This window comes from Stenotrophomonas sp. YJH_SMC_19 (genome assembly GCF_059367915.1).
Genome location: NZ_JCAFRI010000032.1, coordinates 1 through 25,442 on the forward strand (window position 1 = coordinate 1; position 25,442 = coordinate 25,442).

20 protein-coding genes and 1 tRNA gene are annotated in these 25,442 nt (G+C 65.9%); 17 read left to right on the forward strand and 4 right to left on the reverse strand.

Annotated elements, in window-relative coordinates:
- Window positions 1-286: 286 nt before the first annotated feature.
- The 12 genes from folP (at window position 287) to AC5P5R_RS20995 (ending at window position 12,110) form a co-directional block, all read left to right on the forward strand.
- Window positions 287-1,183 carry a dihydropteroate synthase gene (gene folP / locus AC5P5R_RS20940; RefSeq protein ID WP_099474670.1) on the forward strand — a complete coding sequence of 299 codons (897 nt, stop codon included), beginning with the start codon at window positions 287-289 and terminating at the stop codon, window positions 1,181-1,183.
- Complete coding sequence (gene miaA / locus AC5P5R_RS20945) at window positions 1,183-2,136, forward strand: tRNA (adenosine(37)-N6)-dimethylallyltransferase MiaA (protein ID WP_012479733.1); 954 nt, start codon at window positions 1,183-1,185, stop codon at window positions 2,134-2,136. The genes folP and miaA overlap by 1 nt, the downstream gene beginning before the upstream one ends.
- Window positions 2,137-2,232: 96 nt before the next feature.
- Window positions 2,233-2,508: an RNA chaperone Hfq gene (gene hfq, locus AC5P5R_RS20950; RefSeq protein ID WP_004152891.1), complete on the forward strand. Its 276-nt coding sequence runs from the start codon at window positions 2,233-2,235 to the stop codon at window positions 2,506-2,508.
- 14 nt (window positions 2,509-2,522) lie between these two features.
- Entirely contained in the window at window positions 2,523-3,833 is a 1,311-nt protein-coding gene (hflX, locus tag AC5P5R_RS20955) for a ribosome rescue GTPase HflX (protein WP_005412934.1), read from the forward strand.
- 120 nt (window positions 3,834-3,953) lie between these two features.
- Complete coding sequence (locus tag AC5P5R_RS20960; RefSeq protein ID WP_099474674.1) at window positions 3,954-4,448, forward strand: CinA family protein; 495 nt, start codon at window positions 3,954-3,956, stop codon at window positions 4,446-4,448.
- Window positions 4,449-4,482: 34 nt separating this feature from the next.
- Complete coding sequence (ubiB, locus tag AC5P5R_RS20965; RefSeq protein ID WP_099474672.1) at window positions 4,483-6,165, forward strand: 2-polyprenylphenol 6-hydroxylase; 1,683 nt, start codon at window positions 4,483-4,485, stop codon at window positions 6,163-6,165.
- 185 nt (window positions 6,166-6,350) lie between these two features.
- Window positions 6,351-6,986: a transcriptional repressor LexA gene (gene lexA, locus AC5P5R_RS20970; protein WP_005412936.1), complete on the forward strand. Its 636-nt coding sequence runs from the start codon at window positions 6,351-6,353 to the stop codon at window positions 6,984-6,986.
- Window positions 6,987-7,190: 204 nt separating this feature from the next.
- Complete coding sequence (recA, locus tag AC5P5R_RS20975; RefSeq protein ID WP_005412937.1) at window positions 7,191-8,228, forward strand: recombinase RecA; 1,038 nt, start codon at window positions 7,191-7,193, stop codon at window positions 8,226-8,228.
- Window positions 8,229-8,338: 110 nt separating this feature from the next.
- Complete coding sequence (gene recX, locus AC5P5R_RS20980; protein WP_005409024.1) at window positions 8,339-8,830, forward strand: recombination regulator RecX; 492 nt, start codon at window positions 8,339-8,341, stop codon at window positions 8,828-8,830.
- Window positions 8,831-8,939: 109 nt separating this feature from the next.
- Entirely contained in the window at window positions 8,940-11,588 is a 2,649-nt protein-coding gene (gene alaS, locus AC5P5R_RS20985) for an alanine--tRNA ligase (protein WP_005412938.1), read from the forward strand.
- 147 nt (window positions 11,589-11,735) lie between these two features.
- Entirely contained in the window at window positions 11,736-11,939 is a 204-nt protein-coding gene (gene csrA, locus AC5P5R_RS20990) for a carbon storage regulator CsrA (RefSeq protein ID WP_004152909.1), read from the forward strand.
- A gap of 78 nt (window positions 11,940-12,017) precedes the next feature.
- A tRNA-Ser gene (locus AC5P5R_RS20995) sits at window positions 12,018-12,110 on the forward strand.
- Between the two features lie 74 nt (window positions 12,111-12,184).
- On the opposite strand, the gene AC5P5R_RS21000 is transcribed toward AC5P5R_RS20995, so the two are convergent.
- The gene (locus AC5P5R_RS21000; protein ID WP_088436846.1) at window positions 12,185-12,646 is read right to left on the reverse strand and encodes a DUF4189 domain-containing protein; all 462 of its coding nucleotides are present in this window, start codon (window positions 12,644-12,646) and stop codon (window positions 12,185-12,187) included.
- 121 nt (window positions 12,647-12,767) lie between these two features.
- Window positions 12,768-15,098 (reverse strand): TonB-dependent receptor, encoded by a 2,331-nt coding sequence (locus tag AC5P5R_RS21005; RefSeq protein WP_329751872.1) that lies wholly within the window; start codon window positions 15,096-15,098, stop codon window positions 12,768-12,770.
- A gap of 226 nt (window positions 15,099-15,324) precedes the next feature.
- Here AC5P5R_RS21005 and AC5P5R_RS21010 point away from each other — a divergent pair, with 226 nt between their 5' ends.
- On the forward strand, window positions 15,325-15,807 hold the full coding sequence (locus tag AC5P5R_RS21010; RefSeq protein WP_100438071.1) for a LuxR family transcriptional regulator: 483 nt from the start codon (window positions 15,325-15,327) through the stop codon (window positions 15,805-15,807).
- A 58-nt stretch (window positions 15,808-15,865) separates the two neighbouring features.
- Here AC5P5R_RS21010 and aceE read toward each other — a convergent pair whose 3' ends face one another.
- The gene (aceE, locus tag AC5P5R_RS21015) at window positions 15,866-18,538 is read right to left on the reverse strand and encodes a pyruvate dehydrogenase (acetyl-transferring), homodimeric type (protein ID WP_164281754.1); all 2,673 of its coding nucleotides are present in this window, start codon (window positions 18,536-18,538) and stop codon (window positions 15,866-15,868) included.
- Window positions 18,539-18,783: 245 nt separating this feature from the next.
- Complete coding sequence (locus AC5P5R_RS21020) at window positions 18,784-19,182, reverse strand: hypothetical protein (protein WP_043035001.1); 399 nt, start codon at window positions 19,180-19,182, stop codon at window positions 18,784-18,786.
- Window positions 19,183-19,220: 38 nt separating this feature from the next.
- On the opposite strand from AC5P5R_RS21020, the gene AC5P5R_RS21025 reads away from it, so the two are divergent.
- The 4 genes from AC5P5R_RS21025 (at window position 19,221) to AC5P5R_RS21040 (ending at window position 25,436) form a co-directional block, all read left to right on the forward strand.
- The gene (locus tag AC5P5R_RS21025) at window positions 19,221-19,736 is read left to right on the forward strand and encodes an RNA polymerase sigma factor (RefSeq protein WP_005412945.1); all 516 of its coding nucleotides are present in this window, start codon (window positions 19,221-19,223) and stop codon (window positions 19,734-19,736) included.
- Entirely contained in the window at window positions 19,733-20,755 is a 1,023-nt protein-coding gene (locus AC5P5R_RS21030) for a FecR family protein (protein ID WP_164281755.1), read from the forward strand. The genes AC5P5R_RS21025 and AC5P5R_RS21030 overlap by 4 nt, the downstream gene beginning before the upstream one ends.
- A 141-nt stretch (window positions 20,756-20,896) precedes the next feature.
- Entirely contained in the window at window positions 20,897-23,830 is a 2,934-nt protein-coding gene (locus tag AC5P5R_RS21035) for a TonB-dependent receptor (RefSeq protein WP_099472919.1), read from the forward strand.
- 10 nt (window positions 23,831-23,840) lie between these two features.
- Window positions 23,841-25,436, forward strand: a complete 1,596-nt coding sequence (locus AC5P5R_RS21040; RefSeq protein ID WP_043035007.1) for an alkaline phosphatase D family protein — start codon at window positions 23,841-23,843, stop codon at window positions 25,434-25,436.
- Window positions 25,437-25,442: the final 6 nt, after the last annotated feature.

Here is a 25,442-nt window from a genome sequence, read left to right on the forward strand (position 1 = left end):
CCGGGTGCGCGACGCTGAAAACGGGCTGGTCCCTGCCTAAGGCCAGCCAGGGCGCAAGACCAAAGGCTGCCGGCCAGCGGCCGGCACTACCGTGCCCGTCTCATGGAGGGGCCAAGTCCCTCCATCAACACAGTTGCTACATGGACGTATTTACGGCGTCCCCCGCAACTGGACCCACCCCGCCATCCCACAGGAAACCCGCTGTTGCTGTTGCTCTGGCCTCTGCGGGTGCAGGGCGCCGCCCTGCCGAACTAAACTACCCGCCGTTGTCCCTGCAGGATTGCCCATGTTCGATACCTCGCCCCAGCTCGATTGCGCCGGCCGCATCCTGCGCCTCGATCGTGCCCAGGTCATGGGCATCGTCAACGTCACCCCGGACTCGTTCTCCGATGGCGGCGCGCACGACACCACCGAGGCTGCGGTCGCCCATGGCCTGAAGCTGGTCGAGGAGGGCGCGGACCTGCTCGATATCGGCGGCGAATCGACCCGGCCGGGCGCTGCGCCGGTATCGGTGGAGGAGGAACTGCGCCGGGTGATCCCGGTGATCGAGCAGCTGGCCGCACGCACCCGGGTGCCGATCAGCATCGACACCTTCAAGCCGGAAGTGATGCGCGCGGCCGTGGCGGCTGGCGCCGGCATGATCAACGACATCTACGGCCTGCGTCAGGAAGGGGCGCTGGACGCCGCCGCTGCAACCGGCGTGCCGGTGGTGCTGATGCACATGCAGGGCGAGCCAGGCCACATGCAGGCCGATCCACATTACGACGACGTGGTCGCCGAGGTGCACGGCTTCCTGGTCCAGCGCCTGTTCGCTGCCGAGATGGCGGGCATTGCGAAGAAGAACCTGCTGATCGATCTCGGTTTCGGTTTCGGCAAAACCACTGCCCACAACATGACCCTGCTGGCACGCTCCGAGCGGTTCCTGGAGCTGGGCGTGCCGATGCTGGCTGGCCTGTCGCGCAAGCGCAGCCTGGGCGAACTGACCGGTCGCGACACGCCGTCCGAGCGCGTGGCCGCCTCGGTGGCCGCGCACCTGATCGCGGTGCAGCGCGGCGCACGCATCGTGCGCGTGCATGACGTGACCGCCACCGTTGATGCACTGAAGATCTGGCAGGCAGTCGAGGCCGTGCCAACGCCGCGCGCCGACGCCACGCCGACGATCCGCTGGCCGGACGAAGACTGATGGGCATCGACCGGCGGCCACTGGCGATCGCCGTGATGGGGCCGACCGCGAGTGGCAAGACCGCCACCGCGATCGCCCTGGCGAAGCAGCTGGATGGCGAGATCGTCAGCGTCGATTCGGCGCTGGTCTACCGGCATCTGGATATCGGCTCGGCCAAGCCGGATGCGGCCGAGCGGGCGCAGGCGCCGCACCATCTGCTGGACCTGCGCGATCCGTGGCAGACCTATTCGGCGGCCGAGTTCGCCGCCGATGCCGGCCGCGTCGTGGCCGACATCGTGGCACGCGGCAAAACGCCGATCCTGGCAGGTGGCACGGGGCTGTACTTCCGGGCCCTGCTGCAGGGCCTGTCGCCGATGCCGGAGGCCGACCCGGTGATGCGCGAAGCACTCAGCACCGAGGCGGCCGAGCGGGGCTGGGCGGCACTGCACGCAGAACTGGCCAAGGTCGATCCAGCCGCAGCCGCACGTATCCATGCCACCGACCCGCAACGCATCCAGCGGGCATTGGAGGTCTATCGCCTCACCGGCACGCCGATCAGTGAATGGCAGCGCCGGCCGGGCGTCGCGCCATTGCCGGTGCGCACCCTCAAGCTGATCCTCGCCCCGCGTGACCGCGCGGTACTGCACCAGCGCATCGAGGCGCGCTTCGACGCCATGCTGGCGCAGGGCTTCCTGGACGAGGTGCGGGCACTGCGTGCAATGCCGGAAATGGCCGCCGTGACGGCGCCGCTGGACCTGCCGGCGGTGCGCGCGGTTGGCTATCGCCAGGCCTGGGAATACCTGGACGGGGAGGGTGATGCCGCCCGTTTCCGTGACAAGGCAATCTTCGCCACCCGGCAGCTGGCCAAGCGCCAGCTGACCTGGCTGCGCGGCGAGCTTGATGCGCGCTGGTTCGACCCCCATGTCGATGGGGAGCGCCTGGCCGGCGCGGTGTCGACCTTCGTCGCACGCTGAACCCCCGCCAGCCGTGTAACATCATCGGTCGGCGGGCGGCTCGGGGGCCGTGGCAACCGTCGGCAACCCAATAAGAACAATAATCAGGAGTGTGCAATGTCCAAGGGGCAATCGCTGCAGGATCCTTTCTTGAATGCACTTCGGCGCGAGCGCGTGCCGGTTTCGGTGTACCTGGTCAACGGCATCAAGCTGCAGGGCACGATCGAGTCGTTCGACCAGTTCGTGGTCCTGCTGCGCAACACGGTCAGTCAGATGGTCTACAAGCACGCCATTTCCACGGTCGTTCCGGCACGCAACGTGAAGGTCGGTCCGGGCGGTGGTTACGTGCAGTCGGGTGAAGGTGGTCAGGCAGGTGATGAAGCAGACGAGTAAGACCGGAGCGGTGAATGTTTGACCGCTCGAAAAAGGGCGAACACGCCCTGTTGATCCAGCCCCATTTCGGCAAGCTGGAAGACGATGTGCTGGAAGAATTCGGTGATCTGGCCCGCTCGGCTGGGGCCAGCATCGCCGCGACGATCACCGCGCGCCTGGACCGTCCGAATCCGTCGACCCTGATCGGCAGCGGCAAGCTGGACGAGATCAAGGCTGCGGCCGACGCCAGCGGTGCCGACCTGATCCTGGTCAACCATGCGTTGAGCCCGGGCCAGGAACGCAATCTGGAACGCTTCCTCGAGCGCCGGGTGATCGACCGTACCGGCCTGATCCTGGACATCTTCGCCCAGCGTGCGCACAGCCACGAGGGCAAGCTGCAGGTCGAGCTGGCGCAGCTGCGCCACCTGGCCACGCGGCTGGTGCGCGGCTGGACCCACCTGGAGCGCCAGCGCGGTGGTTCGATCGGCCTGCGTGGCCCGGGTGAAACCCAGCTGGAAACCGACCGCCGCCTGCTGCAGAAGCGGGTCGAACAGCTGCAGAAACGCCTGGAAAAGGTGGAAGTGCAGCGCACCCAGATGCGCCGTGCACGCGTGCGCAGCGAACTGCCGCGCGTGGCCCTGGTGGGCTACACCAACGCAGGCAAGTCGACCCTGTTCAACGCCATGACCGGCGCCGAGGCCTATGCCGCCGACCAGCTGTTTGCAACGCTGGATCCGACCGTGCGCCGCATTGCGGTTCCGGGGGGCAACGTGGTCCTGGCCGACACCGTCGGCTTCGTCCGCGACCTGCCACATGACCTGGTTGCGGCGTTCCGCTCGACCCTGTCCGAGGCGCGCGAGGCGGATTTCCTGCTGCACGTGGTCGACGCTGCCGATCCGCACCGCGAGGAGCGCATCGCACAGGTCGACGAGGTACTGACCGCAGTCGGTGCCGGTGACCTGCCGCAGTTGCTGGTGTTCAACAAGATCGACCGCATCGACGGTGCCGACGTCCGCCACGACGGCCAGGATGGCATCCCGGACGAATCGCGCCGCGAGCGGGTGTGGATTTCCGCACGCGACGGGCAGGGCCTGGAGCTGCTGCAGGCGGTGCTGGGCAAGCGCCTGGGCCTGCAGCACGTCACCGGCGAACTGCGCCTGCCACCCGATGCCGGCCGCCTGCGCGCGCGCCTGCACCAGCTGGAAGTGATCCGCAGCGAGCAGGCCGATGAAGACGGCTGGCTGCTGCAGGTCGACCTGCCGATCGCCGAAGCCGAAAAGCTGGCCGCCAGTGCCGACGGCGCGCCGATCCGGGCGCTGCTGCCGGAGAAGCTGCCGGAGTGGTGAGCTAGCGGCCAATCCCCGGTAGTGCCGGTCGCTGGCCGGCAGCGACCGTGCTGGAGGGGCGCGACATCCGCCTGTCATCTGCGGTACAACGTGCAGGTTCTTCACCCCACCGTCATGCCGATGTCCATCCCCACCGACGCCGACCTCAACGCCCAGTCCGCCGCGCTCGGGCAGCGCCTGCAGCAGGCTTCGCTGCAGCTGGTGACCGCTGAAAGCTGCAGTGGTGGCTGGATCGCCAAATGCATGACCGATATCGCCGGTTCCTCGGCGTTCTTCGACTGCGGCATGGTGGTCTACAGCTACGAGGCCAAGCAGCGCCTGCTGGGTGTGCGCGCGCAGACGCTGGAGCAGTTCGGCGCGGTCAGCCGCGAAACCGTGCTGGAGATGGTGTCCGGCGCACTGGTCAATTCCGGTGCCGGCATCGCCGTGGCGGTGACCGGCATCGCGGGTCCTGGCGGTGGCAGCCCGGACAAGCCGGTCGGCAGTGTCTGGATCGGCTGGAAACGCCGGGGCGGCTATGCCCGCGCCGAGCTGTTCCAGTTCAATGGCGACCGCGAAGCCATCCGCCGGCAAACCGTGGCGGCGGCATTGCGCGGTATCGACGCCCAGCTGTGACATGCTGCTCCGGTAATCGTCCGGAGCACGCATGATGTGGGAAACGCTGGGCACGGTCCGCGACCTGGGCCGACTGCAGGAAATCGCCGTCGTCCTGATCCGCTATGGCTTCGGCGACGTGGTGCGGCGCATCGGCCTGGCCAGTACGCTGGAGCGGGCAGGGCGCCTCCTGCACTGGAACGAGGAGCGGCAGGAACTGTTGCGGATGACCGCACCGGTGCGCGTGCGCAGCGCGATGCAGGATCTCGGTCCCACTTTCGTCAAGCTCGGGCAGGTGCTGGCGACGCGCGTTGACCTGCTGCCGCCGGAATGGATCGCCGAGCTGTCCGAACTGCAGAACGCGGTGCCGGCGCTGCCGTACGCGGATATCCGCGAGCAGCTCGAAGCCGACCTTGGCGCCTCGCCGACGGAAGTGTTCGCCTTCCTCGATGAAACCCCGATGGCCGCCGCTTCGTTGGCGCAGGCCCATCGCGCGCGCCTGCATGATGGTCGCGAGGTGGTGCTGAAGGTGCGGCGCCCCGGCATCCGCGATGTGGTCGAGGCCGACCTGCGGCTGCTGGCCCGCCTGGCCGAGATTGTCGAGGCGCGCCTGCCGGACCTGCGTCGTTACCGCCCGGCCGAGGTCGTGCAGCAGTTCACCGTGTCGCTGCGCCGCGAGCTGGATTTCGCTGCCGAATGCCGCAATGCCGAGCGCATCGCGCGCAACTTCAGCGGCCGTGACGACATACTGATTCCGAAGGTGCACTGGCAGTGGACCTGCGAGAGCCTGAACGTGCAGGACTTCGTCGACGGCATTCCTGGCCGAGACCTGGCCGGCGTCGATGCGGCGGGCCTGGACCGGCGCGAGCTGGCACGGCGTGGCGCCGGCATCGTGCTGAAGATGGTGCTGGAGGACGGCAGCTTCCACGCCGACCCGCACCCCGGCAACATCATCTACCTGCGTGACGGCCGCATCGGCGTGATCGATTTCGGCATGGTCGGCGCCTTGTCGGAAGTGCGGCGTTTCCAGGTGGCTCAGCTGCTGCACGGGCTGGTCGAGCAGGACCCGCAGGGCGTGGCCGACGTGCTGCTGGACTGGGCCGGCGGTGTTGAGGTGGACGAGAACCGGCTGCAGCACGACATCAGCCAGTTCGTAGATCAATACCGTGGCGTGCCGCTGAAGGACCTGCGCATCGGCCTGATGCTGGGCGACATCACCCAGCTGCTGCGCAGCTACAGCCTGACCCTGCCGGCTGACCTGGCGCTGATGATCAAGGCGTTCCTGACCCTGGAAGGCATGGGCCGGCAGCTGGACCCGGATTTCGACATGGCCAGTGCCGCGCGCCCGTTCCTGGAGCGGGTGGTGCTGCAGCGCTACGCGCCCAAGGCGCTGCTCAAGCGCGGCCGCCGCAGCCTGCTGGGCCTGGTCGACTTCGCCGGTGAGCTTCCCCGCGACCTGCGCAAGCTGGTGCAGGCGGCGCGCCGGGGACGCCTGCAGTTGAAGGTGGAAACCACGGCGCTGCAGGGCTTTGGCGAACAGGTGAACCGCGCAGCGAACCGGTTGGTGATGGGCATCGTCACTGCTGCGCTGATCATCGGTTCCTCGATCGTGATGCACAGCGTCGGCGGCGTCTCCAGCCGCTGGCTGCTGGCGCTGGGCGTCTGCGGCTTCATCGGCGCCGGCTTCTGCGGCGTGTGGATCCTGTTCTCGATATGGAGAAGCGGTAAACACACCTGAGTGTGTTTACCGCGGAATCGCGCAGCGATTCCTGTAGAGCCGACTGTTAGTCGGCTGCCTTTGCTCCTGGTGCCGGGCCATACCCGGCGACGCTTGCCGAGCATGCCTCGGCCCAACAGGCCCGCACCACTCCATGTCGTTTGCGGCACTTGCAGTCCCGGATATTAGTAGTAATACTACTAACCATGGACCTGACCGACACCCAGCAGGCGATCCTGCAGTTGATCGCCGAGCGTATCGAGAGCGAAGGCGCGCCGCCCTCGCAGACTGAAATCGCACGTGCGTTCGGCTTCAAGGGCGTGCGCGCGGCCCAGTACCACCTGGAAGCCCTGGAGCAGGCCGGTGCGATCCGTCGCATCCCGGGCCAGGCCCGCGGCATCCGCCTGGTGCAGGCACCGCCGGTCGAGAAGCTGGCCGAGCCGGGCCTGCCCGACAGTGTGCTGCGCCTGCCGGTGCTGGGCCGGGTTGCGGCCGGCCTGCCGATCGGCGCCGACATCGGCTCGGACGATTTCGTGGTGCTGGACCGGGTGTTCTTCTCGCCAGCGCCGGACTACCTGCTGAAGGTGCAGGGCGATTCGATGATCGACGAGGGCATCTTCGACGGTGACCTGATCGGCGTGCACCGCACCCGCGACGCCCATTCCGGGCAGATCGTGGTGGCGCGCATCGATGACGAGATCACGGTCAAGCTGCTGAAGATCGCCAAGGATCGTATCCGCCTGCTGCCGCGCAATCCCGACTACAAGCCGATCGAGGTGCTGCCGGATCAGGACTTCGCGATCGAGGGCCTCTATTGCGGCCTGCTGCGGCCCAACCGTTGACCCGTTCCATGGCGCATTACCCCGCGGTCTTTTGTGGCGATTCTCTGGTTCCACTGAGGTTGGTACGGATGTCCGATAATTCTTTTCAGAGCGCCGGGCAGAATCTCAGCCTGTGCGATACGTCCGACTTAAAGTGAACCCATGGCAAAGAAGACCCCCAAAGACAGCACCTCCAACGACACGACCTCTGCAAGGACCAATCCGATGGACGAGAACAAGAAGCGCGCCCTCGCTGCAGCTCTGGGCCAGATCGAAAAGCAGTTCGGCAAGGGCTCGGTGATGCGCATGGGCGACCGCGTGGTCGAACCCGTCGAAGCCATCCCGACCGGTTCGCTGATGCTCGACATCGCGCTGGGCATTGGTGGTCTGCCGAAGGGCCGTGTCGTTGAGATCTACGGGCCGGAATCCTCGGGCAAGACCACCTTGACCCTGCAGGCCATCGCCGAATGCCAGAAGATGGGCGGTACCGCGGCCTTCATCGACGCCGAGCACGCGCTGGACCCGATCTACGCCGCCAAGCTGGGCGTGAACGTGGACGACCTGCTGCTGTCGCAGCCGGACACCGGTGAGCAGGCGCTGGAAATCGCCGACATGCTGGTCCGTTCGGGTTCGGTCGACATCCTGGTGATCGACTCGGTTGCCGCGCTGACCCCGAAGGCCGAAATCGAAGGCGAGATGGGCGACCAGCTGCCAGGCCTTCAGGCCCGCCTGATGAGCCAGGCGCTGCGCAAGCTGACCGGCAACATCAAGCGCTCCAACACCCTGGTGATCTTCATCAACCAGCTGCGCATGAAGATCGGCGTGATGATGCCGGGCCAGAGCCCGGAAACCACCACGGGTGGCAACGCGCTGAAGTTCTACGCCTCGGTCCGCCTGGACATCCGCCGTATCGGCGCGATCAAGAAAGGTGACGAGATCATCGGTAACCAGACCAAGATCAAGGTCGTCAAGAACAAGCTGGCACCTCCGTTCAAGCAGGTCATCACCGAGATCCTGTATGGCGAAGGCATCAGCCGTGAAGGCGAGCTGATCGACATGGGTGTGGATGCCAAGCTGGTCGAGAAGGCTGGCGCCTGGTACAGCTACGGTGAAGAACGCATTGGCCAGGGCAAGGACAACGCCCGCGGCTACCTGCGCGACAACCCGACTGTCGCCGCCAAGCTCGAGGCCGAGCTGCGCGAGAAATTCCAGCCGGCCGAGGCGGCGCGCGAGGAAGGCGACGACGAAGGCGAAGACGAATAAGGCTTGCTGTGGGGCAGGGTGGCGCCGTCAGTGACGTCGCCCTGTCCCGCAGGTTCGAATCGCCCAGGGATGGGCTGGGCGCCACGGATGGCGCCACCCTTGGAGTACCCATGTCCGACGCCGAAGACATTCCGACCGGCCGCAAGCGCCGGCCGCGTGAGCAGACCCCCGTGCAACGGGCACTGGGCCTGCTGGTCCGCCGCGAGCACTCGCGCAAGGAACTCACCCGCAAGCTGACCGCCCGTGGCATCGAAGACGAAGCCGCGCAGGCCGCTGTCGCCAAGTTGACCGAGGCCGGCTGGCAGGACGACACCCGTTTTGCCGAGAACCTGGTGAGGATGCGCGCCAACACCGGTTATGGGCCGATCCATGTCCGCGCCGAGCTGGGGACCCACGGCCTGGACAGTGCCGCGATTGCCGCAGCGATGGACAGCTACGAAGGCGACTGGCAGGAAAACGCCCGTGATCTGGTCCGCCGACGCTTTGGCGAGGCCGGCCCGCAGGACCTGACACAGCGGCGCAAGGCTGCCGATCTGCTGGCCCGGCGGGGCTTCGACGGCGACAGCATCCGCCGCGCGACCCGCTACGACCCGGATGACTGAGACTGGCGGCGCCGGGCCTGATACCCTTTAGGTTTTCGGCGGTCCCTCGCGACCCTGGCCAACGCGGCCGGTGGTCCGGGTCCGCCGGCCCGCAGACTGCCAGCCCCCAATGAACGCATCCGCCAAATTCACGACTTCCCAGATCCGCAGCGACTTCCTTGAATTCTTCAAGGGCAAAGGCCACACCATCGTGCCGTCGGCGCCGCTGGTGCCGGGCAATGATCCGACCCTGCTGTTCACCAACTCCGGCATGGTGCAGTTCAAGGACGTGTTCCTTGGCGCGGAAAAGCGCAGCTACGTGCGCGCGGCCGACGTCCAGCGCTGCCTGCGCGCGGGCGGCAAGCACAACGACCTCGACCAGGTCGGCTACACCGCGCGCCACCACACTTTCTTCGAAATGCTGGGCAACTGGTCGTTCGGCGACTACTTCAAGAAGGACGCGATCGCCTGGGCCTGGGAACTGCTGACCCAGGTCTGGAAGCTGCCGGCCGAACGCCTGCTGGTCACCGTCTACCAGACCGATGACGAAGCCTACGCGCTGTGGCGCGACATGGTCGGCGTGCCGGAAGAGCGCATCGTGCGCATCGGCGACAACAAGGGCGCACCGTTCGCCTCGGACAACTTCTGGCAGATGGCCGACACCGGCCCGTGCGGCCCGTGCACCGAGATCTTCTACGACCACGGTGACCATATCGCCGGTGGCCCCCCGGGTTCCCCGGATGAAGACGGCGACCGCTTCATCGAAATCTGGAACCTGGTGTTCATGCAGTTCGACCGCCAGCCCGACGGCACCCTGGTACCACTGCCGGCGCCGTGCGTGGATACCGGCATGGGCCTGGAGCGCCTGGCGGCGATCCTGCAGCACGTGCACACCAACTATGAGATCGACCTGTTCCAGGCGCTGATCCGCAAGGCCTCCGAGCTGACCGGCACCGCCGACCTGGAAAACAAGTCGCTGCGCGTGATCGCCGACCACATCCGTGCCTGTTCGTTCCTGATCGTCGATGGCGTGCTGCCGTCCAACGAAGGCCGCGGTTACGTGCTGCGCCGTATCATCCGCCGCGCACTGCGCCACGGCTGGATGCTGGGCGTGCGCCAGCCGTTCTTCAGCAAGCTGGTGCCGACCCTGGTCGAGCAGATGGGCGAAGCCTATCCGGAACTGCCGGCTGCGGTGGACACCGTCACCCGTGCGCTGCAGGCCGAAGAAGAGCGTTTCGCCGAAACCCTCGATGCCGGCATGAAGATCTTCGAGGACGTCGCGGGCAAGGCCAGCAATGGCGTGATCCCGGGCGTTGACGCCTTCCGCCTGTACGACACCTATGGTTTCCCGCTCGACCTGACCCAGGACATCGCCCGCGAGCGCGACCTGACCGTCGACATTGCCGGCTTCGATGCCGCGATGGAGCAGCAGCGCGAGACCGCGCGCGCGGCCGGCAAGTTCGGTGGTGGCGTGACCCTGCCCGCCGAGCTGGTGGCGACCCTGAGCCCGACCCTGTTCCTGGGCTACGATCGCCTGCAGGCTGACGGCCTGACCGTGCTGGCCCTGCTCAAGGACGGCCGTCCGGTGCAGTCGGCCGATGCCGGTGACGCAGTCATCGTCATCACCAACCAGACCCCGTTCTACGCCGAGTCCGGCGGCCAGGTCGGTGACACCGGCGTACTGACCGGCAACGGCGTGCGCCTGGCGGTGGACGATACCCAGAAGTTCGCCGGCCAGTTCCATGGCCATGTCGGCACCCTGTCCGAAGGCGGCCTGAAGGTCGGCGACGTGCTCTCCGGCCAGGTCGATGGCGAGCGCCGTGGCGCCACCATCCTCAACCACTCGGCCACCCACCTGCTGCACGCCGCCCTGCGCGAAGTGCTGGGCAGCCACGTGCAGCAGAAGGGCTCGCTGGTCGCTCCGGACCGCCTGCGTTTCGACTTCTCGCACTTCCAGCCGATCAGCGCGGAAGAGCTTGCCGTGATCGAGCGCAAGGTCAACCAGCAGGTGCGCGCCAACAACGCCGCTGAAGTACACAACATGGGCATGCAGGAGGCGCTGGATTTCGGCGCGATGGCCCTGTTCGGCGAGAAGTACGGCGAGCACGTGCGCGTGCTGAAGATGGGTGACTACTCCACCGAACTGTGCGGTGGTACCCACGTCAACCGTACCGGCGACATCGGCCTGTTCAAGATCACCTCCGAGGGCGGCGTCTCCGCGGGCGTGCGCCGCATCGAGGCTGTTACCGGCCAGGGTGCGCTGGATTACGTGGACGCCGAAGAGGCCCGCCTGGCCGAGGCCGCTGAACTGCTCGGTGGCAGCGCTGCCGACGTGGTCGAGAAGATCCGTGCCCTCGGCCAGCGCCAGAAGCAGCTGGAGCGCGAACTGGAGGCCGTGAAGGCCAAGGTCGCCGCCGGTGCCACGGCCGATCTGTCCGGCCAGGCCGTCGAGGTTGCTGGCGTGAAGGTACTGGCTGCCCGCCTGGAGGGCTTCGACGCCAAGGCCCTGCGTGACGCCATGGACCGCCTGAAGCAGCAGCTGGGCGACGCGGTGATCGTGCTGGCCGGCGCCCAGGACGGCAAGGCCGCCCTGGTCGCGGGTGTGAACGGCAGTGCAATGGGCAAGGTCAAGGCCGGGGAACTGTTGTCCCATATTGCCAGTCAGATCGGGGGCAAGGGCGGCGGACGCCCGGACCTCGCCCAGGGTGGTGGCGAGGACGGGCCCGCCCTTGCCACTGCGCTGGCTGCAGTCGTCGAATGGGTCAGCCCCCGCCTGTGATGAACCTGGCCGTCCCCCTCCTTGTAGGAGCGGGACGGCTGACGGTACCATTGCGAATCTTTTCCCTTTGTCGTGGTAGCGCTTCTTGACGGAGCGTCAAGCCGGTGGGGGATACCCTTCCACACGGTTCCATGGAGACTTACAAAAATGTTGATCCTGACTCGCCGCGTCGGCGAAACCCTGATGATCGGAGACTCGGTGAGCGTCACCGTGCTTGGCGTCAAGGGTAACCAGGTGCGTATCGGCATCACCGCGCCGAAGGACGTTGCTGTGCATCGCGAAGAGATCTATCAGCGCATCCAGCGCGGTGACGAAGCCGGTGGCACCGGTAGCGAAAATTCTGCCGAATAACGCTTTACCTTCGCACTCGATTAACGTTATGATTCACGCCCCGCTGAGGTGCAACGCACCAGACGCGGAGAAAACCCCGGAGTGATGCCCGAGTGGCCGAAGGGGCTCCCCTGCTAAGGGAGTATAGGGTCAAAAGCTCTATCGAGGGTTCGAATCCCTCTCACTCCGCCAGATACAAAGAAGCGCCTGCAGATCCTCGATCTGCAGGCGTTTTTCTTTATCCGACACTCGCAGCGTGGAGCTGACTATCCTGGCTGATTGGTGCGGGAGGCAGGCGTTGGCATGGGCGCGGGTGTCGTCGCCGGTGCCGGAGCGGGTGTACCCGGCAGCTGTGGCGGTTCAATGTGGCGAGGTGGAATTTCCCGCCACAGCAACGCAAGCGTGCAGTCGTTGGCACGTTCCCTGCACATTCTTTCGGCCTTCCGCTGCGCGGCGTCCGCCGTCTTCTCACCCAGTGCAAAGCCCAACGCGATCGTGCCGGTCGCTATGGCCGAATAGCCTTCGCTGGTGGTGCTGGCGGACTGACCGCAATTGCGCGATCGCGCTGCGCAGTAGTGCAGCGACTGCTGCATCGCAGTGGTGAGGGAAGACTGGTTCATCGAATAGCCGTAGCGGCCATCCTTGTCGTAGGTGATCGCAGACGCAGCACTTGCGGCTGATGAAACGGACAACAACAGCGCCAGTGAAACCGCATGCTTCCAGTTCATCACGCTCTCCTCTTTTGCCGATGGTGAATCAACCGGCGCGTGTGGCGCAACCACGCAGGGGGGGTGGGGGAGAACGCCTGCAGGCCATTTGCCCGCAGGCGCGTACCGACGCGTTCGATCCTCAGAGCTTCACCGTCACGCCCACCTGGAAACCGCGCCCGGGCAGCGGCGCGATGTACTTCAGCGGCGAGTTGTGCGGCCGTGCTTCTTGATTGAGCAGGTTGCTGCCGTTGACGAACACCTCCATGCCGGCGATGTAGCTGTTGCGTACCGGCAGCTCACGGCTGACCTGCAGGTCGACCAGGTTGAATGCATCCAGCGGCACTTCCTCGCTCACGTTGCGGCCGAGGTACTTCTGCGTGTCGTAGTAGGTGCTGGACAGCTGCGCCTTCCAGCCCTCGCGCTGCCACTGCAGGGTGGCACCGTAGCGGTTGGTCGGCATGTTCGGCAGGTACTCGCCGTCATTGTGGGCACGCAACGAATCGGGGCGGTCGGCCTTGTTCTTCACCAGGTCGGCGAAGGCGGACAGGTTCAACGTGCCGTAGCGGCCCAGGTCCAATGCCTGCGAGGCATCGATCTCGAAGCCCTTCACCGTGGTGTCGGTCTGCTTCCAGTACTTCAGCGGCAGGCGGTTGGCGGTCTGCATGCCCGAGTAACCCAGGTACAGATAGTTCTCGTACTTCATCCGGTACGCGGTGGCCGACAGTTCGAAACCACCAAGGTGGAACAGGCCGGTCAGTTCCAGGTTCTTCGCGCGTTCCGGCTCGAGGTTCTGGTTGCCTTCTTCCTGGGTCATCACCGAATAGTGGGCATTGCTCGCATACAACTCGTTGATCTCCGGTGCGCGCTGCGAGGACGAGTAGCGCACCTTGGCGGCGAACAACGGACCGAGCTCGACATACGATCCCAGGCTGTAGCTGTTGAGCCGGTAGTCGCGGTCCTGCAGTTTCGCGTTGGCGGCATTGCGCGCGGTCTTGAAGCGGCTTGGTTGCAGGTCATGGTCAACCCGCTCGTGGCGCATGCCAGCGTCGAAACTGGCCCAGCCGAAGTCCAGCGTCTCCTTCAGGAACACCGCGTTGCTGCGGGTGTCGACGTCAGGCAGGTAGCGCAGCGAGCCACTGCCGGTGACATCACGCGACTGGTGGCTGAAACCCAGCATGCCGCTGAGCGGACCGACGCGCTGATGGCTGAGCAGCAGATCGGCCTGGGTGCTCTCGAAATCGTAGTCGTTGGCGCGGGTGGCACCCAGCCGCTCGCCCGAGGTGTTGTCCAGCTTGGAAACGCGCAGTTCGGCGCGCTCGAACCACGGCAGCGGATCGCGCAGCAGGGCTTCCAGTGCATAGCGTTCCTGCTTGATCACCACCCCCACCGGCAGCCCGTTGGCATAGTTTGAACCGAACGACAGGTTCTGCATCGAGAACCCCGGCACGCCGTACTCGCTGTCCTTGGCATCGATGCTGATACCCACGTAACCACGGTCGAAAAACAGGGTCGACCCGAGCGCCACCTGCGAATTTCTCGCGTAGCTGTTGCCCAACCGGCGATGGTAATCGGGCGTCACGTCGTTGTTGATCTGCTTCTGCACGTACGAAGGCGTGCCGGGTACGTAGGCCGGGTTGACCGGATTGATGTAGGTGCGGCGCTGCCAGACCGAAGTCGGATTGTTGGTGTAGAAGGAGAAATCGCCGTCGGCCCAGTCCGGGTTTTCGGTCATGAACTGGTCGATGTAGGGCTGCGACGCCTTGTTGTAGATCTGCTGGACGCGCGCTTCTTTCTGGCAGCTGTCGGCGAGGGCCGAGTTGACACCACCGGAGGCCGGGAACAGCCCGCTGTTGCAGACGCCGGCCTTGCTGTTGCCGGGAATATCGTAGTGCGAGATGTGCTGGCGCGAGACCTGCAGGTTGGTTGAGATGTTGCGCTGGTTGTTGAAGTTCATGCGGAAGCCCTGCGCATCGGCGGCGTTGAAGCCCTTGCGCAGGACCAGCTCCATCGACTGGTCCTTGTCTTCCATGCGGCGCGAGATCAGGCCCGAATCGATCTCCACGCTGCCGCCGATCGCATTGCCGCCGTAGCGCACGGTGTCGGAAGACTTGTTGACGGTGACACTGCGTACGAACAGCGGATCGAACGGGATGTTGATGTCGCCGCTGATCGCGTTCATCTCGAGGATGGACTGGCCGTCCTGCAGGATCTGCACGCGGTTGCCGCTGAGGCTGCGGATGACCGGGGCACCCGCGTTCGGCCCGAAAGCACTGTTCTGCACGCCGGAGACGTGTTCGAGCAGGCCGCCCAGGGTGCGGTTCTGCGCCTGTGGGTTGTCGACGGTGACCCGGCTGTCGATACGGGAGGGCTGGCTGGCCTGGACCTGGAGGGTGGGGAGGGTGGGTTCGTCCGCGGCCTGGGCGCTGTGGACGGCGAACAGAAGGGCGGTAGCAAGGAGATGGCGACGCATGGCACGGTCCGTGAAATTGACGTGAAATGTTATAACGTAACTATTCAGGTCAACAAGAGCGGAAACCGCCTCGATTCAATGGGGCAGGGTGCTTTGGCCTCTCGGGATGGGACGGAGTCTCCCTCGTTCAGCGCACCGCCTTGCGCGTGCTGCTGGCGACCGGCACGATCTGGGCACTGCCCCGCAACGCCCCACGCAGAGCTTCCTCATTCAAACGGAGCCCCGTATGAAGCTGTTGTCCGCTGTGTTGTTGTCTGCGCTTTCGCTCTCCGCCGTTCCGGCGCTGGCGGTGGAAGCTTCGCCTTCACCGCTGCTGGGGCGCTGGTCGCTGGATGTCGCGACCTCTGCGCTGCCCGAGGCGCAACGTCCGAAACAGGTGGTGCTGGAGTTCAAGGACGCCGGTGCGGGTCGGTGGAGTTCACACGTCGACATCGTCCTGCACGACGGCAAGACCATGAAATCCGACGGCACGTTGGCGCTGGACGGTACGCCGGGGCCCTTGTCCGGCACCTACGGCGCGGACAAGGCCAACCTGAAACTGCCGGCGCCGAATACCCTGGTGATGCAGCTGGTGGACCATGGCACGCCGGCCTCCACCCGCATCTATACCGTGGCGGCGGACCGTACGACGATGACCGAGACCAAGGCGTTCTACGGCCACGACGGTACGCCGATCCTGCAGACCAACCTGTTCAAGCGGATACCGTAGCGGCGCCGCTTGCGCCATGCCCACGGGGAGGGAATCCGCGGGCATGGCACCGGCAGCCTTACACCGAGGCCGGGTCGCGCTTGCCGGTGTCGATGCCGTACTTGTCGATGGCCTCCTGCATCCGCGAGCGCTCGATGCGGCCTTCGTCGGCCAGCGACTTCAGGGCGGCCAGCACGATGAAGTGGCGATCCACTTCGAAGAACGTGCGCAGCGACTCACGCGTGTCGGAACGGCCGAAGCCATCTGTACCGAGTGCGATGAAGCGGCGGTCGTTGATGAAGGGACGGATCTGGTCGCCGACGATCTTCATGTAGTCGGTGGCCACCACCACCGGGCCGTCATGGCCCTGCAGGCACTCCTGCACGTAGGGTACGCGCGGTTCCGCAGCCGGGTGCAGCAGGTTCCAGCGTTCGGCGGCCAGGCCGTCGCGGCGCAGTTCGGTCAGGCTGGTCGCGCTCCACACATCGCTGGCGATGCCGAAGTCCTGCTGCAGCAGTTCTGCCGCGGCTTCCACTTCGCGCAGGATCGAACCGCTGCCCATCAGCTGCACGCGTGGCTGTGAGTCGCTGTCGGCGGCCGCCGGGTGCAGCAGGTAGAGGCCCTTCAGGATGCCGGGCTCGGCGCCTTCGGGCAGTGCCGGCTGCGGGTAGTTCTCGTTGAGCACGGTGATGTAGTAGTAGATGTCTTCCTGGTCGACATACATGCGGCGCAGGCCGTCATGGATGATCACCGCCAGCTCGTAGTTGTAGGTCGGGTCGTAGGACACGCAGCTGGGAATCACCGACGACAGCACGTGGCTGTGGCCGTCATCGTGCTGCAGGCCTTCGCCCATCAGCGTGGTGCGGCCCGACGTGGCACCGAGCAGGAAGCCGCGGGTACGCGCATCGGCAGCGGCCCAGGCCAGGTCTCCGACGCGCTGCAGGCCGAACATCGAATAGAAGATGTAGAACGGGATCGTGGCCAGGCCGTGGTTGCTGTAGGCGGTACCGGCGGCGATCCACGAACAGATCGCACCGGATTCATTGATGCCTTCCTGCAGGATCTGGCCGTCCTTGGCTTCCTTGTAATAGCTCAGCTGGCCGGCGTCCTGCGGGGTGTACAGCTGGCCCAGGTAGGAGTGGATGCCGATCTGGCGGAACAGGCCTTCCATGCCGAAGGTGCGCGATTCATCGGGCACGATCGGAATCACCAGCTTGCCCAGTTCCGGGTCCTTCAGCAGGCTGGTGAGGATGCGCAAGAAGCCCATGGTGGTGGACTGACCGCGATCGCCGCTGCCCTGCAGCTGGGTGTTGAAGATCGACAGCGGCGGCAGCGGCAGCGGATCGACCTTGGCCAGGCGCGCCGGCAGCTGCCCGCCCTGGATGCGGCGGCGCTCGGCGAAGTAGACTGCTTCGGCGCTGCCCGGTTCCGGGCGCAGATAGGGCATCTCCTCCAGCTGCTCGTCGCTGACCGGCAGGTTGAAGCGGTCGCGGAAAGCGCGCACCGCATCGGCGCTCATCTTCTTCAGCTGGTGGTTGATGTTCTGGCCTTCGCCGGCTTCGCCCATGCCGAAACCCTTGACCGTCTTGGCCAGGATCACCGTCGGCCGGCCGCTGGTGTTCACCGCCTGCTGGTAGGCGGCGTACACCTTCTGCGGATCGTGGCCACCACGTGCCAGCGCCCAGATGTCGTCGTCGCTCATGTGCGCGACCAGCTCCAGCAGCTCCGGGTAGCGGCCGAAGAAATGCTCGCGCACGTAGGCGCCGCTCTGCGACTTGAAGGTCTGGTAGTCGCCGTCCACGCATTCCATCATGCGCTGGCGCAGCAGGCCGCTGTGGTCGCGGGCCAGCAGGTCGTCCCAGCCACTGCCCCAGATCAGCTTGATCACGTTCCAACCGGCCGCGCGGAAGGTGCCTTCCAGTTCCTGGATGACCTTGGCGTTGCCGCGTACCGGACCGTCCAGGCGCTGCAGGTTGCAGTTGACCACGAACACGATGTTGTCCAGCCGCTCGCGGCCGGCCAGGGAAATTGCCGCCAGCGATTCGGGCTGGTCCATCTCGCCGTCGCCGAGGAAGGCCCAGACCTTGCGGCCCTGGTGTTCTTTCAGGCCGCGGTATTCCAGGTAGCGCATGTAGCGCGCCTGGTAGGCGGCGGTCAGCGGGCCCAACCCCATCGACACGGTGGGGAACTGCCAGAACTCCGGCATCAATCGCGGGTGCGGATACGAGGACAGGCCTTCGCGACCGGCTTCGCGGCGGAAGTTGTCCATCCGTGCTGGATCGATGCGGCCTTCCACGTACGCGCGGCCGTAGATCCCCGGCGCGGAGTGGCCCTGGATGTAGATCATGTCGCCGTCGAAGGTGTCAGTACGGCCACGGAAGAAATGATCGAAGCCCACGTCGTACAGCACAGCCGCCGACTGGTAGGTGGCGATGTGGCCGCCGACGTTGGAGTGCTTGCCCGCACGCAGCACCATCACCATCGCGTTCCAGCGGATCATCGCGTTCAGGCGGCGCTCGATGGCCAGGTCACCCGGGTAGGCCGGCTGGCGCTCGGGCGGGATGGTGTTGACGTAGGCGGTCCAGGCACGGGTATGCAGGTCGCCGTGCTGCCGGGCGTCCAGATCGCTCAGCTGGTCGATCAGGTAGTGCGCGCGCGGCCGGCCGCCGGCCTGCATCACCGCCTCCAGCGATTCACGCCACTCCTGGGTTTCCAGTGGATCGGTATCGAAGGGAATGAGGGCTTGGTTCATGGCTGTCTCCAGAGGGCGCCGGTCGGACGTCTGCCTGGGCGACAACACCGGCAGGGCGCACAGCACTGGAGCGGGGTCGCAACGGCGGGCGCCGTGACGCGAAGGGCGACCGTGGCGGCCACCGAGAAGACAAGCGTAGGCCTGCCCCCCACGCTTCGGTAGGCGGGCGGGGCTTGGGTCTCTGGCAAGCAAGGGTTGGTGCCGCGCGCCGTATCATGGGCCGATGCGCTGGGCGCGGCCGCTGATCAGGCCGGGGACAGCCCCGGCAGGAACACCGGGATGATCGCCACGCCGACGCCCAGCAGGCACCAGGCGACGATGGGCAACCAGCGCGCCAGGCGTTGGGCGGGTTCCGGTGCACGACGACCGCCGATCCACAACAGCAGCGTGAGCACACCCAGCGCATAGGCGAGGACGACGATCACCGGATGCACATGGATGACCCGGCTGGGCGGCCACATCTGCTGCTGGTAGGCGGTGGTGTGGGCGACCAGCAGCAGGAACAGCAGGCTGCTGAGGGTGTTGATGGCGGTGCGTGCGTTGATGGGAGCACTCCTTGTGCGGGCTGCCGGGACATTGCAGGGGCCGCATTCTAGCGGCTGCCTGCCGGTCGTTGAAACGCCACTGTCATCGATGGCGGTCACCCTGCGGGGCTTTCCAGCCTCGGGGTGGTTGGCCGGCCGTGAACAGCGTGAGGATCTGGGAGAAGAGCTACGCGCTGCGGCGCCGGCTGCTGCGTGGCTTCTTCCTGCGTCGCGGTTCGGCCAGCGAGGATGCCGAAGACCTGGCGCAGGAGGTCTACCTGCGCCTGCTGCGCAGCACCGGCGAGGATGCCGATGCGGTCGAGAACCCGGAAGCCTACCTGTTCACCGTGGCGGCCAACCTGGCGCGCGAGCATGCGCGCGCGCGGTCGTCGCTGCCGCCGCTGGAAGACGTCGACCTGCTGGCCGAAGTGCTGAAAAGCGAAGAAGACATCGAAGGTGAATTCGAGCGTGCGCAGCGCTGGAATGATATCCGCAGCACCATCGCACGACTGCCGGCGACCACGCGGCGGGTGATGGAACTGCACTACCGCGACGGGCTGGACTGCCCGCGAATCAGCCAGCAGCTGCAGGTGTCGGTGCACATGGTGCGCAAGCACATCGGCAAGGGGCTGGAGGCCTGCAGGAAGGCGCTGGGCGCCAGGGAGCTCACATGAACCGGACCTCATCGCCCGTGGCCGACGAAACGATCGCCTGCGAGGCCATGACCTGGTTCCTGCGCAATCGCGAGGGACCATTGGATGAGGCCGGGCGCCTCGCGTTCCTGGACTGGATGAAGCGCTCGCCGGAGCACGTGCGCGCCTACATGCACGCCCTTGCGTTGCACCGGCAGGTGGGCGAGGCGCTGCAATCGCCGTTGCCTGATGACGCGGCGCTTCCACCGCGGCAGGTCGCCTCCAAGGTGGTGCCGCTGTTCGGTAGCGTGCACGCGCCGCCGCGCGCTGTGCCGCGTCGCGGTCGTGCGCGCTGGTGGGTGGCGGCGGCCGCAGCCTGTATCACCCTGCTCGGCGTGGGCCTGGTTCCGCAGGTGATGCCCACCGAGCAGCTTTACAGTGCCGGACAGGGTGAACTTCGCGACCTGGTGCTGCCCGACCAGACCCAGGTGCGGCTCAACGCGGACAGCCGCCTGCGGGCACGCATGGGCTGGTTCAGCCGCAAGGTGGAGCTGCTGCAGGGTGAGGCAACGTTCGACATCGCCCGCGACCGCCGTCCGTTCGAGGTGGCGGTGAACGGCCTGGAGATCCGCGACATCGGCACGGTGTTCGATGTATCGCGACGGCTGCAGAGCACGCGCATCGGCGTGGTCTCCGGCGAGGTGGAAGTATGGAGCCAGGGTGTGGACCCCCGGCGTCTTGCGCAACTGCGCGAAGGCCGGGTGGTGCAGATCGACGCGCGCAGCCATGCGGTCGAGTCATTGGACCTGCCATTGTCGATGCTGCTGGACTGGCAGCAGCGCAAGGTGTCCTTCCTCGACGAGCGGCTTGACGAGGTGGCCGCTGCCTTCAACCGGCACAACCAGGTGCAGGTACGCGTGCTGGACGAAGGTGCGGCATCGGCACGGTTGTCCGGCAGCCTCGATGCGCATCGCATCGGTGCGCTGCAGGCCTTCCTCGAACGCGACCCGCGCTTCGTGGTGAGGCGCGAAGGCGACACCGTGCGGGTTGGCAGCCGCTGAGGCCCGTGCGGTCGTGGACTGTCAGAAAAAATTCATCGAATCCGCGTTCTCCACTTCGGTGGATGCCGGCTCTTACTTGGGAGAAGCCGCTGCCGATCCGCGCAGGGGCACCTGCTGCCTTCTCTCTTCCAAGGACCCGTGATGCGCAACACGCTCTACCTGTCGATCATCCTCGCCCTGTCCCCCTGCAGCGTGCCGCTGGCCTTCGCCGCCGGTGCCGATGGCCTGGAGGCGCGTGTATCCACGCCGATCGCGGCGCAGCCGTTGGCGCGTGCGCTGGAGCAGCTGTCGCGCGGTTCCGGGGTGCAGTTCCTGTACTCGGCCGGCGGTGATGCCCGCATGGCCGGTGCGGTGCCGCGCGGTGCCACCGTCAGGCAGGCGCTGGACGCGCTGCTGGCCGGTACCGGCCTGGGGTACACCGTGGTGGATGGCAATGTCATCGCCATCGATCCGGCGCCAGCTCGCAACCAACCGAAGCCGGCCGCGCCGAAGCCGCGCGAGGCCGAGGCAATGGTGGCGCCGACCCTGGACACGGTGAAGGTGATTGCCGCACATGAGGTCATCGACCAGAAGAAGTCGTCGCCGGTGATCAAGGATTCGGTGGTGTATGACGAGATGGACAGCTACGGCGACGAGACCCTGGCAGAGAGCCTGATGGCCGCTCCAGGGCTGAGTGCGGTGGAGGATGCCGGCGAGCCACGTTACGTGACCGTGCGCGGCGTGCAGGCCAACCTCAACTACACCACCATCGATGGCATCGCGATTGCCAGCGTGGGGGGCAGTGGCTCCGGCGAGCGCATGAACAACCTGCAGCTGATTCCCAGCGACATCGGCACCCGTACCGACATCTACAAGAGCTTCAGTGCCGAGCAGGCACCGGATGCGATCGGCGGCGTGATCGACATCATCAGCCGCAGTGCCTTCGACCGGTCAGGCAAGTACGTGTTTGCCGATGTGGCAGGCATCTATTCCACCGCCGAGACCAACGTCGAGCGCAGCGCTGGCGGCAACCACGAGACCCTGGGTCACTTCGGCAAGAGCGCCAAGATGGTGTTCTCCAACCAGTTTGGTGTCGACCAGGAGTTCGGCATCGTTGCGGTGGCACGCTACGAGCAGCGTTCGCGCAACAGCGTCAAGCGCTGGGTGGAGTCGAACTACTACTACAACGGCGCTGGCAAATACCTCACCGACGGTACCACGGGTCCGGACCAGGCCAAGGGCTGGAACGGGCTGCGTGCGCCTGGCAACTTCAGCACTGGCACCTATACCAACTTCATCACCAACTTCGGTGGCTCCGCCAAGCTTGAGTGGAAGCCCTCGGATGATCCGTTCTACGCATCGTTGCTGCTGTATTCGTACCGGTTCTACGAGAACTCGACGATGAACAAGACGGATCTGTACGGCAACGCCAAGTTTCCGGTCCGCAACCAGACCGAAGACAGCGGCACCACCCAGATCAACAGCATCTACATCAAGAACCGCCACGACCGCTGGGACCGCAGCAACCGTGGCGCCATCGCCAGCTTCAACTGGGACATGGGTGACCGTTCGCGGCTGACCCTGCGCGGTGGCCATACCGAAGAGACCTTCCACAACAGCCAGGTCTACTGGGGCGTGCGCGCCTATCCAAGCAATCTGTTCGTCGACTACGAGAACGACAGCCACGGATTCCCCAACGCGGTGGCCGTTTCCGATTCCAGCCTGCTGACCAGTTCCGCATTCAAGCTCAATCCGGCGCAGGCCTACGTCTCCCCGCGCGATGCCAAGGAGAGCATCGACAACCTGCGCGCCGACTTCAGCTACAACATCGACGCCGATGCGAGAGGTTTCGGCCTGGCCGCCGGCGCCGAGTACCGCCACCTGAAGATCTGGCAGGACATCGACTTCGACTATTTCAAGAGCAGTGCCACGCTCAACGACTACCTGTATCCGGGTTCGACGCTGCTGGGCAGCGTGCCGGGCTTCCCGCTGATCGACAACCGCAAGTGGAACGAGCAACTGCTGCCGAAACTGGGCAACAACAATGCGGCGTATCCGAATGCCAACTTCACCAGTGACTACAAGTACGTGGAGGACATCACCAATGCCTATGTGTCCGCGCACTACGCCTGGGACCGGCTGCTGCTGATCGGCGGCCTGCGCTACGACCACACCCGCTTCGATGCCTACAGTCCGTTCAGCGATGATGGCGGCACTACCTATACCTCTGCGTTCCGCAACACGAGCGGTGGCTACAACAATCTGCTGCCCTCGTTGAACGCAACCTTCAAGCTCACCGAGGACCAGCGCCTGCGCTTCTCCGCCAGCCGCACGCTGGGCCGGCCGACGCCGAGCAACATCGCCCAGGCCACCAGCACCAGCTGTGGCGATGACGAGGAGGGCAGGGGCTTCTGCAGCATCAAGCAGGGCAATGCCGACCTGCAGCCGCGCCGTTCCACCAACATCGACCTGGCGTGGGACCTGTATTTCAACGGCAACAACGGCCTGGTCTCGGTGGCGCTGTTCGACAAGGTGATCAAGGACGACATCTACACCCTGACCACCTTCGAGGACGTGGGTGATACCCGCTACCGGGTGACCCAGCCGATGAACACCGATGAGTCCAAGCTGCGCGGTGTCGAGTTCGCGGTGGCCAACCGCAACCTGCAGTGGGGCCGCCAGCACTTCGACATGTACTTCAACGCCACGCGGCTGGAAGGCCAGACCAACTACCGCATCAGTGATGGCACCGAGCGCCGCCTGGACCGGCTGCTGTACCAGCCGGACTGGTCGCTCAACGGTTCGGTGATCTGGCGCATGCCGTGGAAGAGCGCGCAGCTGCGCCTGTCCGGCACCTACCGCAGCCGGATGCTGGTCGACTTCGGCGACACCCAGTGGCTGGATTCGTACTACGACCCGTACATGACCTTCAACATGGGCTTCAGCCACAAGGTCAGCAAGCACGTGACGCTGAAGTACGAGGCCAAGAACCTGTTCAACACCCAGCCGACCTACAGCACCGGCCCGAACGGGCGCTTCCGTACCGAGATCGACGACTACGGCCGCTTCTTCTACTTCCACATCATCTACAACTGAGGGCACAGCCGTGGAGACGATCAATCGCAGGCGATTCCTGGCCCTGGCCGGCCTGTCCGCTGCCGGTGCCTGGATGGGCACAGCACACGCGCTGGCCGCGCAGGCCGATGCCACCGCGCTGAACCCGCGCAACCTGCTGGCCAAGCCGCGCTTTGCCAGCACACCCTTCACCCTGGGCGTGGCCTCGGGTGATCCCTCGGCCGATGGCATGGTGCTGTGGACGCGCCTGGCGACCGAACCGCTGGTGTTCGGCGGCGGCATGCCGACCCGGCCGATGCTGGTCGAGTGGCAACTGGCCGCAGACGAAGGCATGCGCAGGGTGGTACGCCAGGGGGCGGCGATGGCGCATCCCGAACTCGGCCACGCCGTGCACGTGGAGCTGGACGGGTTGGCGCCCGGACGGCCCTACTGGTACCGCTTCAGCGTCGGTGGCCACGCCAGTGCGGTTGGTTGCACCCGCACGCTGCCCGCAGCCACGGCCGCGGTGGATCGCGTGCGCTTTGCGGTGGCCGGTTGCCAGCACTACGAAGAAGGCCACTACACTGCGTGGCGGCGCATTGCCGAAGAACCGCTTGATTTCGTCTTCCACTATGGTGACTACATCTACGAAGGCGAAAGCCAGCCGGGTCTGCGGAAGATGAACGGCCAGCCGTTCACCAACCTGCGCAACCACGTCGGCCCGCAGATCTACACGCTGGATGATTACCGCCGCCGCTACGCCCAGTACAAGAGCGATGCCGACCTGCAGGCCGCGCATGCGGCGGCACCGTGGTTCGTCACCTTTGACGACCATGAAGTGGACAACAACTGGGCCGGCGCCGAAGACCAGGATGACACGCCCAGCGAAGTATTCCTGCTGCGCCGCGCACAGGCGTTCCAGGCCTACTACGAGAACATGCCACTGCGCCGTTCGGCATTCCCGCGCGATGGCCACATGCAGATGTACCGACGTGCACGCTACGGCACGCTGATGGACCTGCACCTGCTCGACACCCGCCAGTACCGCAGCAAGCAGGTGAACATGGCCCTGCGTGAGGAGGTGGAATCGCCGGAGCGCAGCATTGTGGGGGCGAAGCAGGAGCGCTGGCTGTTCGACGGCCTGGCCGATGCCGCACCGCGCTGGCACACCATCGCCCACCAGGTGGCGCTGGGGAACTACATGCGCGAGAAGGACGGGGTGGTGCAGTCGTCCGACGACCAGTGGTCGGGCTATCTGGACAGCCGCCGGCGCCTGCTCGACCACATCGAGAAGGTGGGCTTCGGCAACGTGGTGACCGCCTGCGGCGACGCGCATCGCCACTATGCCAGCGATCTGGTGCAGGACCACCGTGACTCGGGCGTGATCTCCAGCGAGTTCCTCGCCACGTCGATCACCTCCGGCGCCGATGGCCAGGGTGTGGACGCGTATGCCAGGAACCAGCTTGCGCACAGCCCCTATCTGAAGGCGACCACCGACAAGCGTGGCTATGTGCTGTGCGATGTCACCCGCGATGCGTGGATCGGCGACATGAAGACGCTGGATACCGTGATGCAGCCGAATGGCGCGGTGCAGAGCTGGAAGCGCTATGCGGTGGAGCACGGCCGGCCGGGGCTGCAGGAGGCCTGAATCTAC

Coding starts and splice junctions, on each gene's coding strand:
- folP (WP_099474670.1), top strand. CDS start 287: ATGTTCGATACCTCGCCCCAGCTCGATTGCGCCGGCCGCATCCTGCGC.
- miaA (WP_012479733.1), top strand. CDS start 1,183: ATGGGCATCGACCGGCGGCCACTGGCGATCGCCGTGATGGGGCCGACC.
- hfq (WP_004152891.1), top strand. CDS start 2,233: ATGTCCAAGGGGCAATCGCTGCAGGATCCTTTCTTGAATGCACTTCGG.
- hflX (WP_005412934.1), top strand. CDS start 2,523: ATGTTTGACCGCTCGAAAAAGGGCGAACACGCCCTGTTGATCCAGCCC.
- AC5P5R_RS20960 (WP_099474674.1), top strand. CDS start 3,954: ATGTCCATCCCCACCGACGCCGACCTCAACGCCCAGTCCGCCGCGCTC.
- ubiB (WP_099474672.1), top strand. CDS start 4,483: ATGTGGGAAACGCTGGGCACGGTCCGCGACCTGGGCCGACTGCAGGAA.
- lexA (WP_005412936.1), top strand. CDS start 6,351: ATGGACCTGACCGACACCCAGCAGGCGATCCTGCAGTTGATCGCCGAG.
- recA (WP_005412937.1), top strand. CDS start 7,191: ATGGACGAGAACAAGAAGCGCGCCCTCGCTGCAGCTCTGGGCCAGATC.
- recX (WP_005409024.1), top strand. CDS start 8,339: ATGTCCGACGCCGAAGACATTCCGACCGGCCGCAAGCGCCGGCCGCGT.
- alaS (WP_005412938.1), top strand. CDS start 8,940: ATGAACGCATCCGCCAAATTCACGACTTCCCAGATCCGCAGCGACTTC.
- csrA (WP_004152909.1), top strand. CDS start 11,736: ATGTTGATCCTGACTCGCCGCGTCGGCGAAACCCTGATGATCGGAGAC.
- AC5P5R_RS21000 (WP_088436846.1), bottom strand. CDS start 12,646: ATGAACTGGAAGCATGCGGTTTCACTGGCGCTGTTGTTGTCCGTTTCA.
- AC5P5R_RS21005 (WP_329751872.1), bottom strand. CDS start 15,098: ATGCGTCGCCATCTCCTTGCTACCGCCCTTCTGTTCGCCGTCCACAGC.
- AC5P5R_RS21010 (WP_100438071.1), top strand. CDS start 15,325: ATGAAGCTGTTGTCCGCTGTGTTGTTGTCTGCGCTTTCGCTCTCCGCC.
- aceE (WP_164281754.1), bottom strand. CDS start 18,538: ATGAACCAAGCCCTCATTCCCTTCGATACCGATCCACTGGAAACCCAG.
- AC5P5R_RS21030 (WP_164281755.1), top strand. CDS start 19,733: ATGAACCGGACCTCATCGCCCGTGGCCGACGAAACGATCGCCTGCGAG.
- AC5P5R_RS21035 (WP_099472919.1), top strand. CDS start 20,897: ATGCGCAACACGCTCTACCTGTCGATCATCCTCGCCCTGTCCCCCTGC.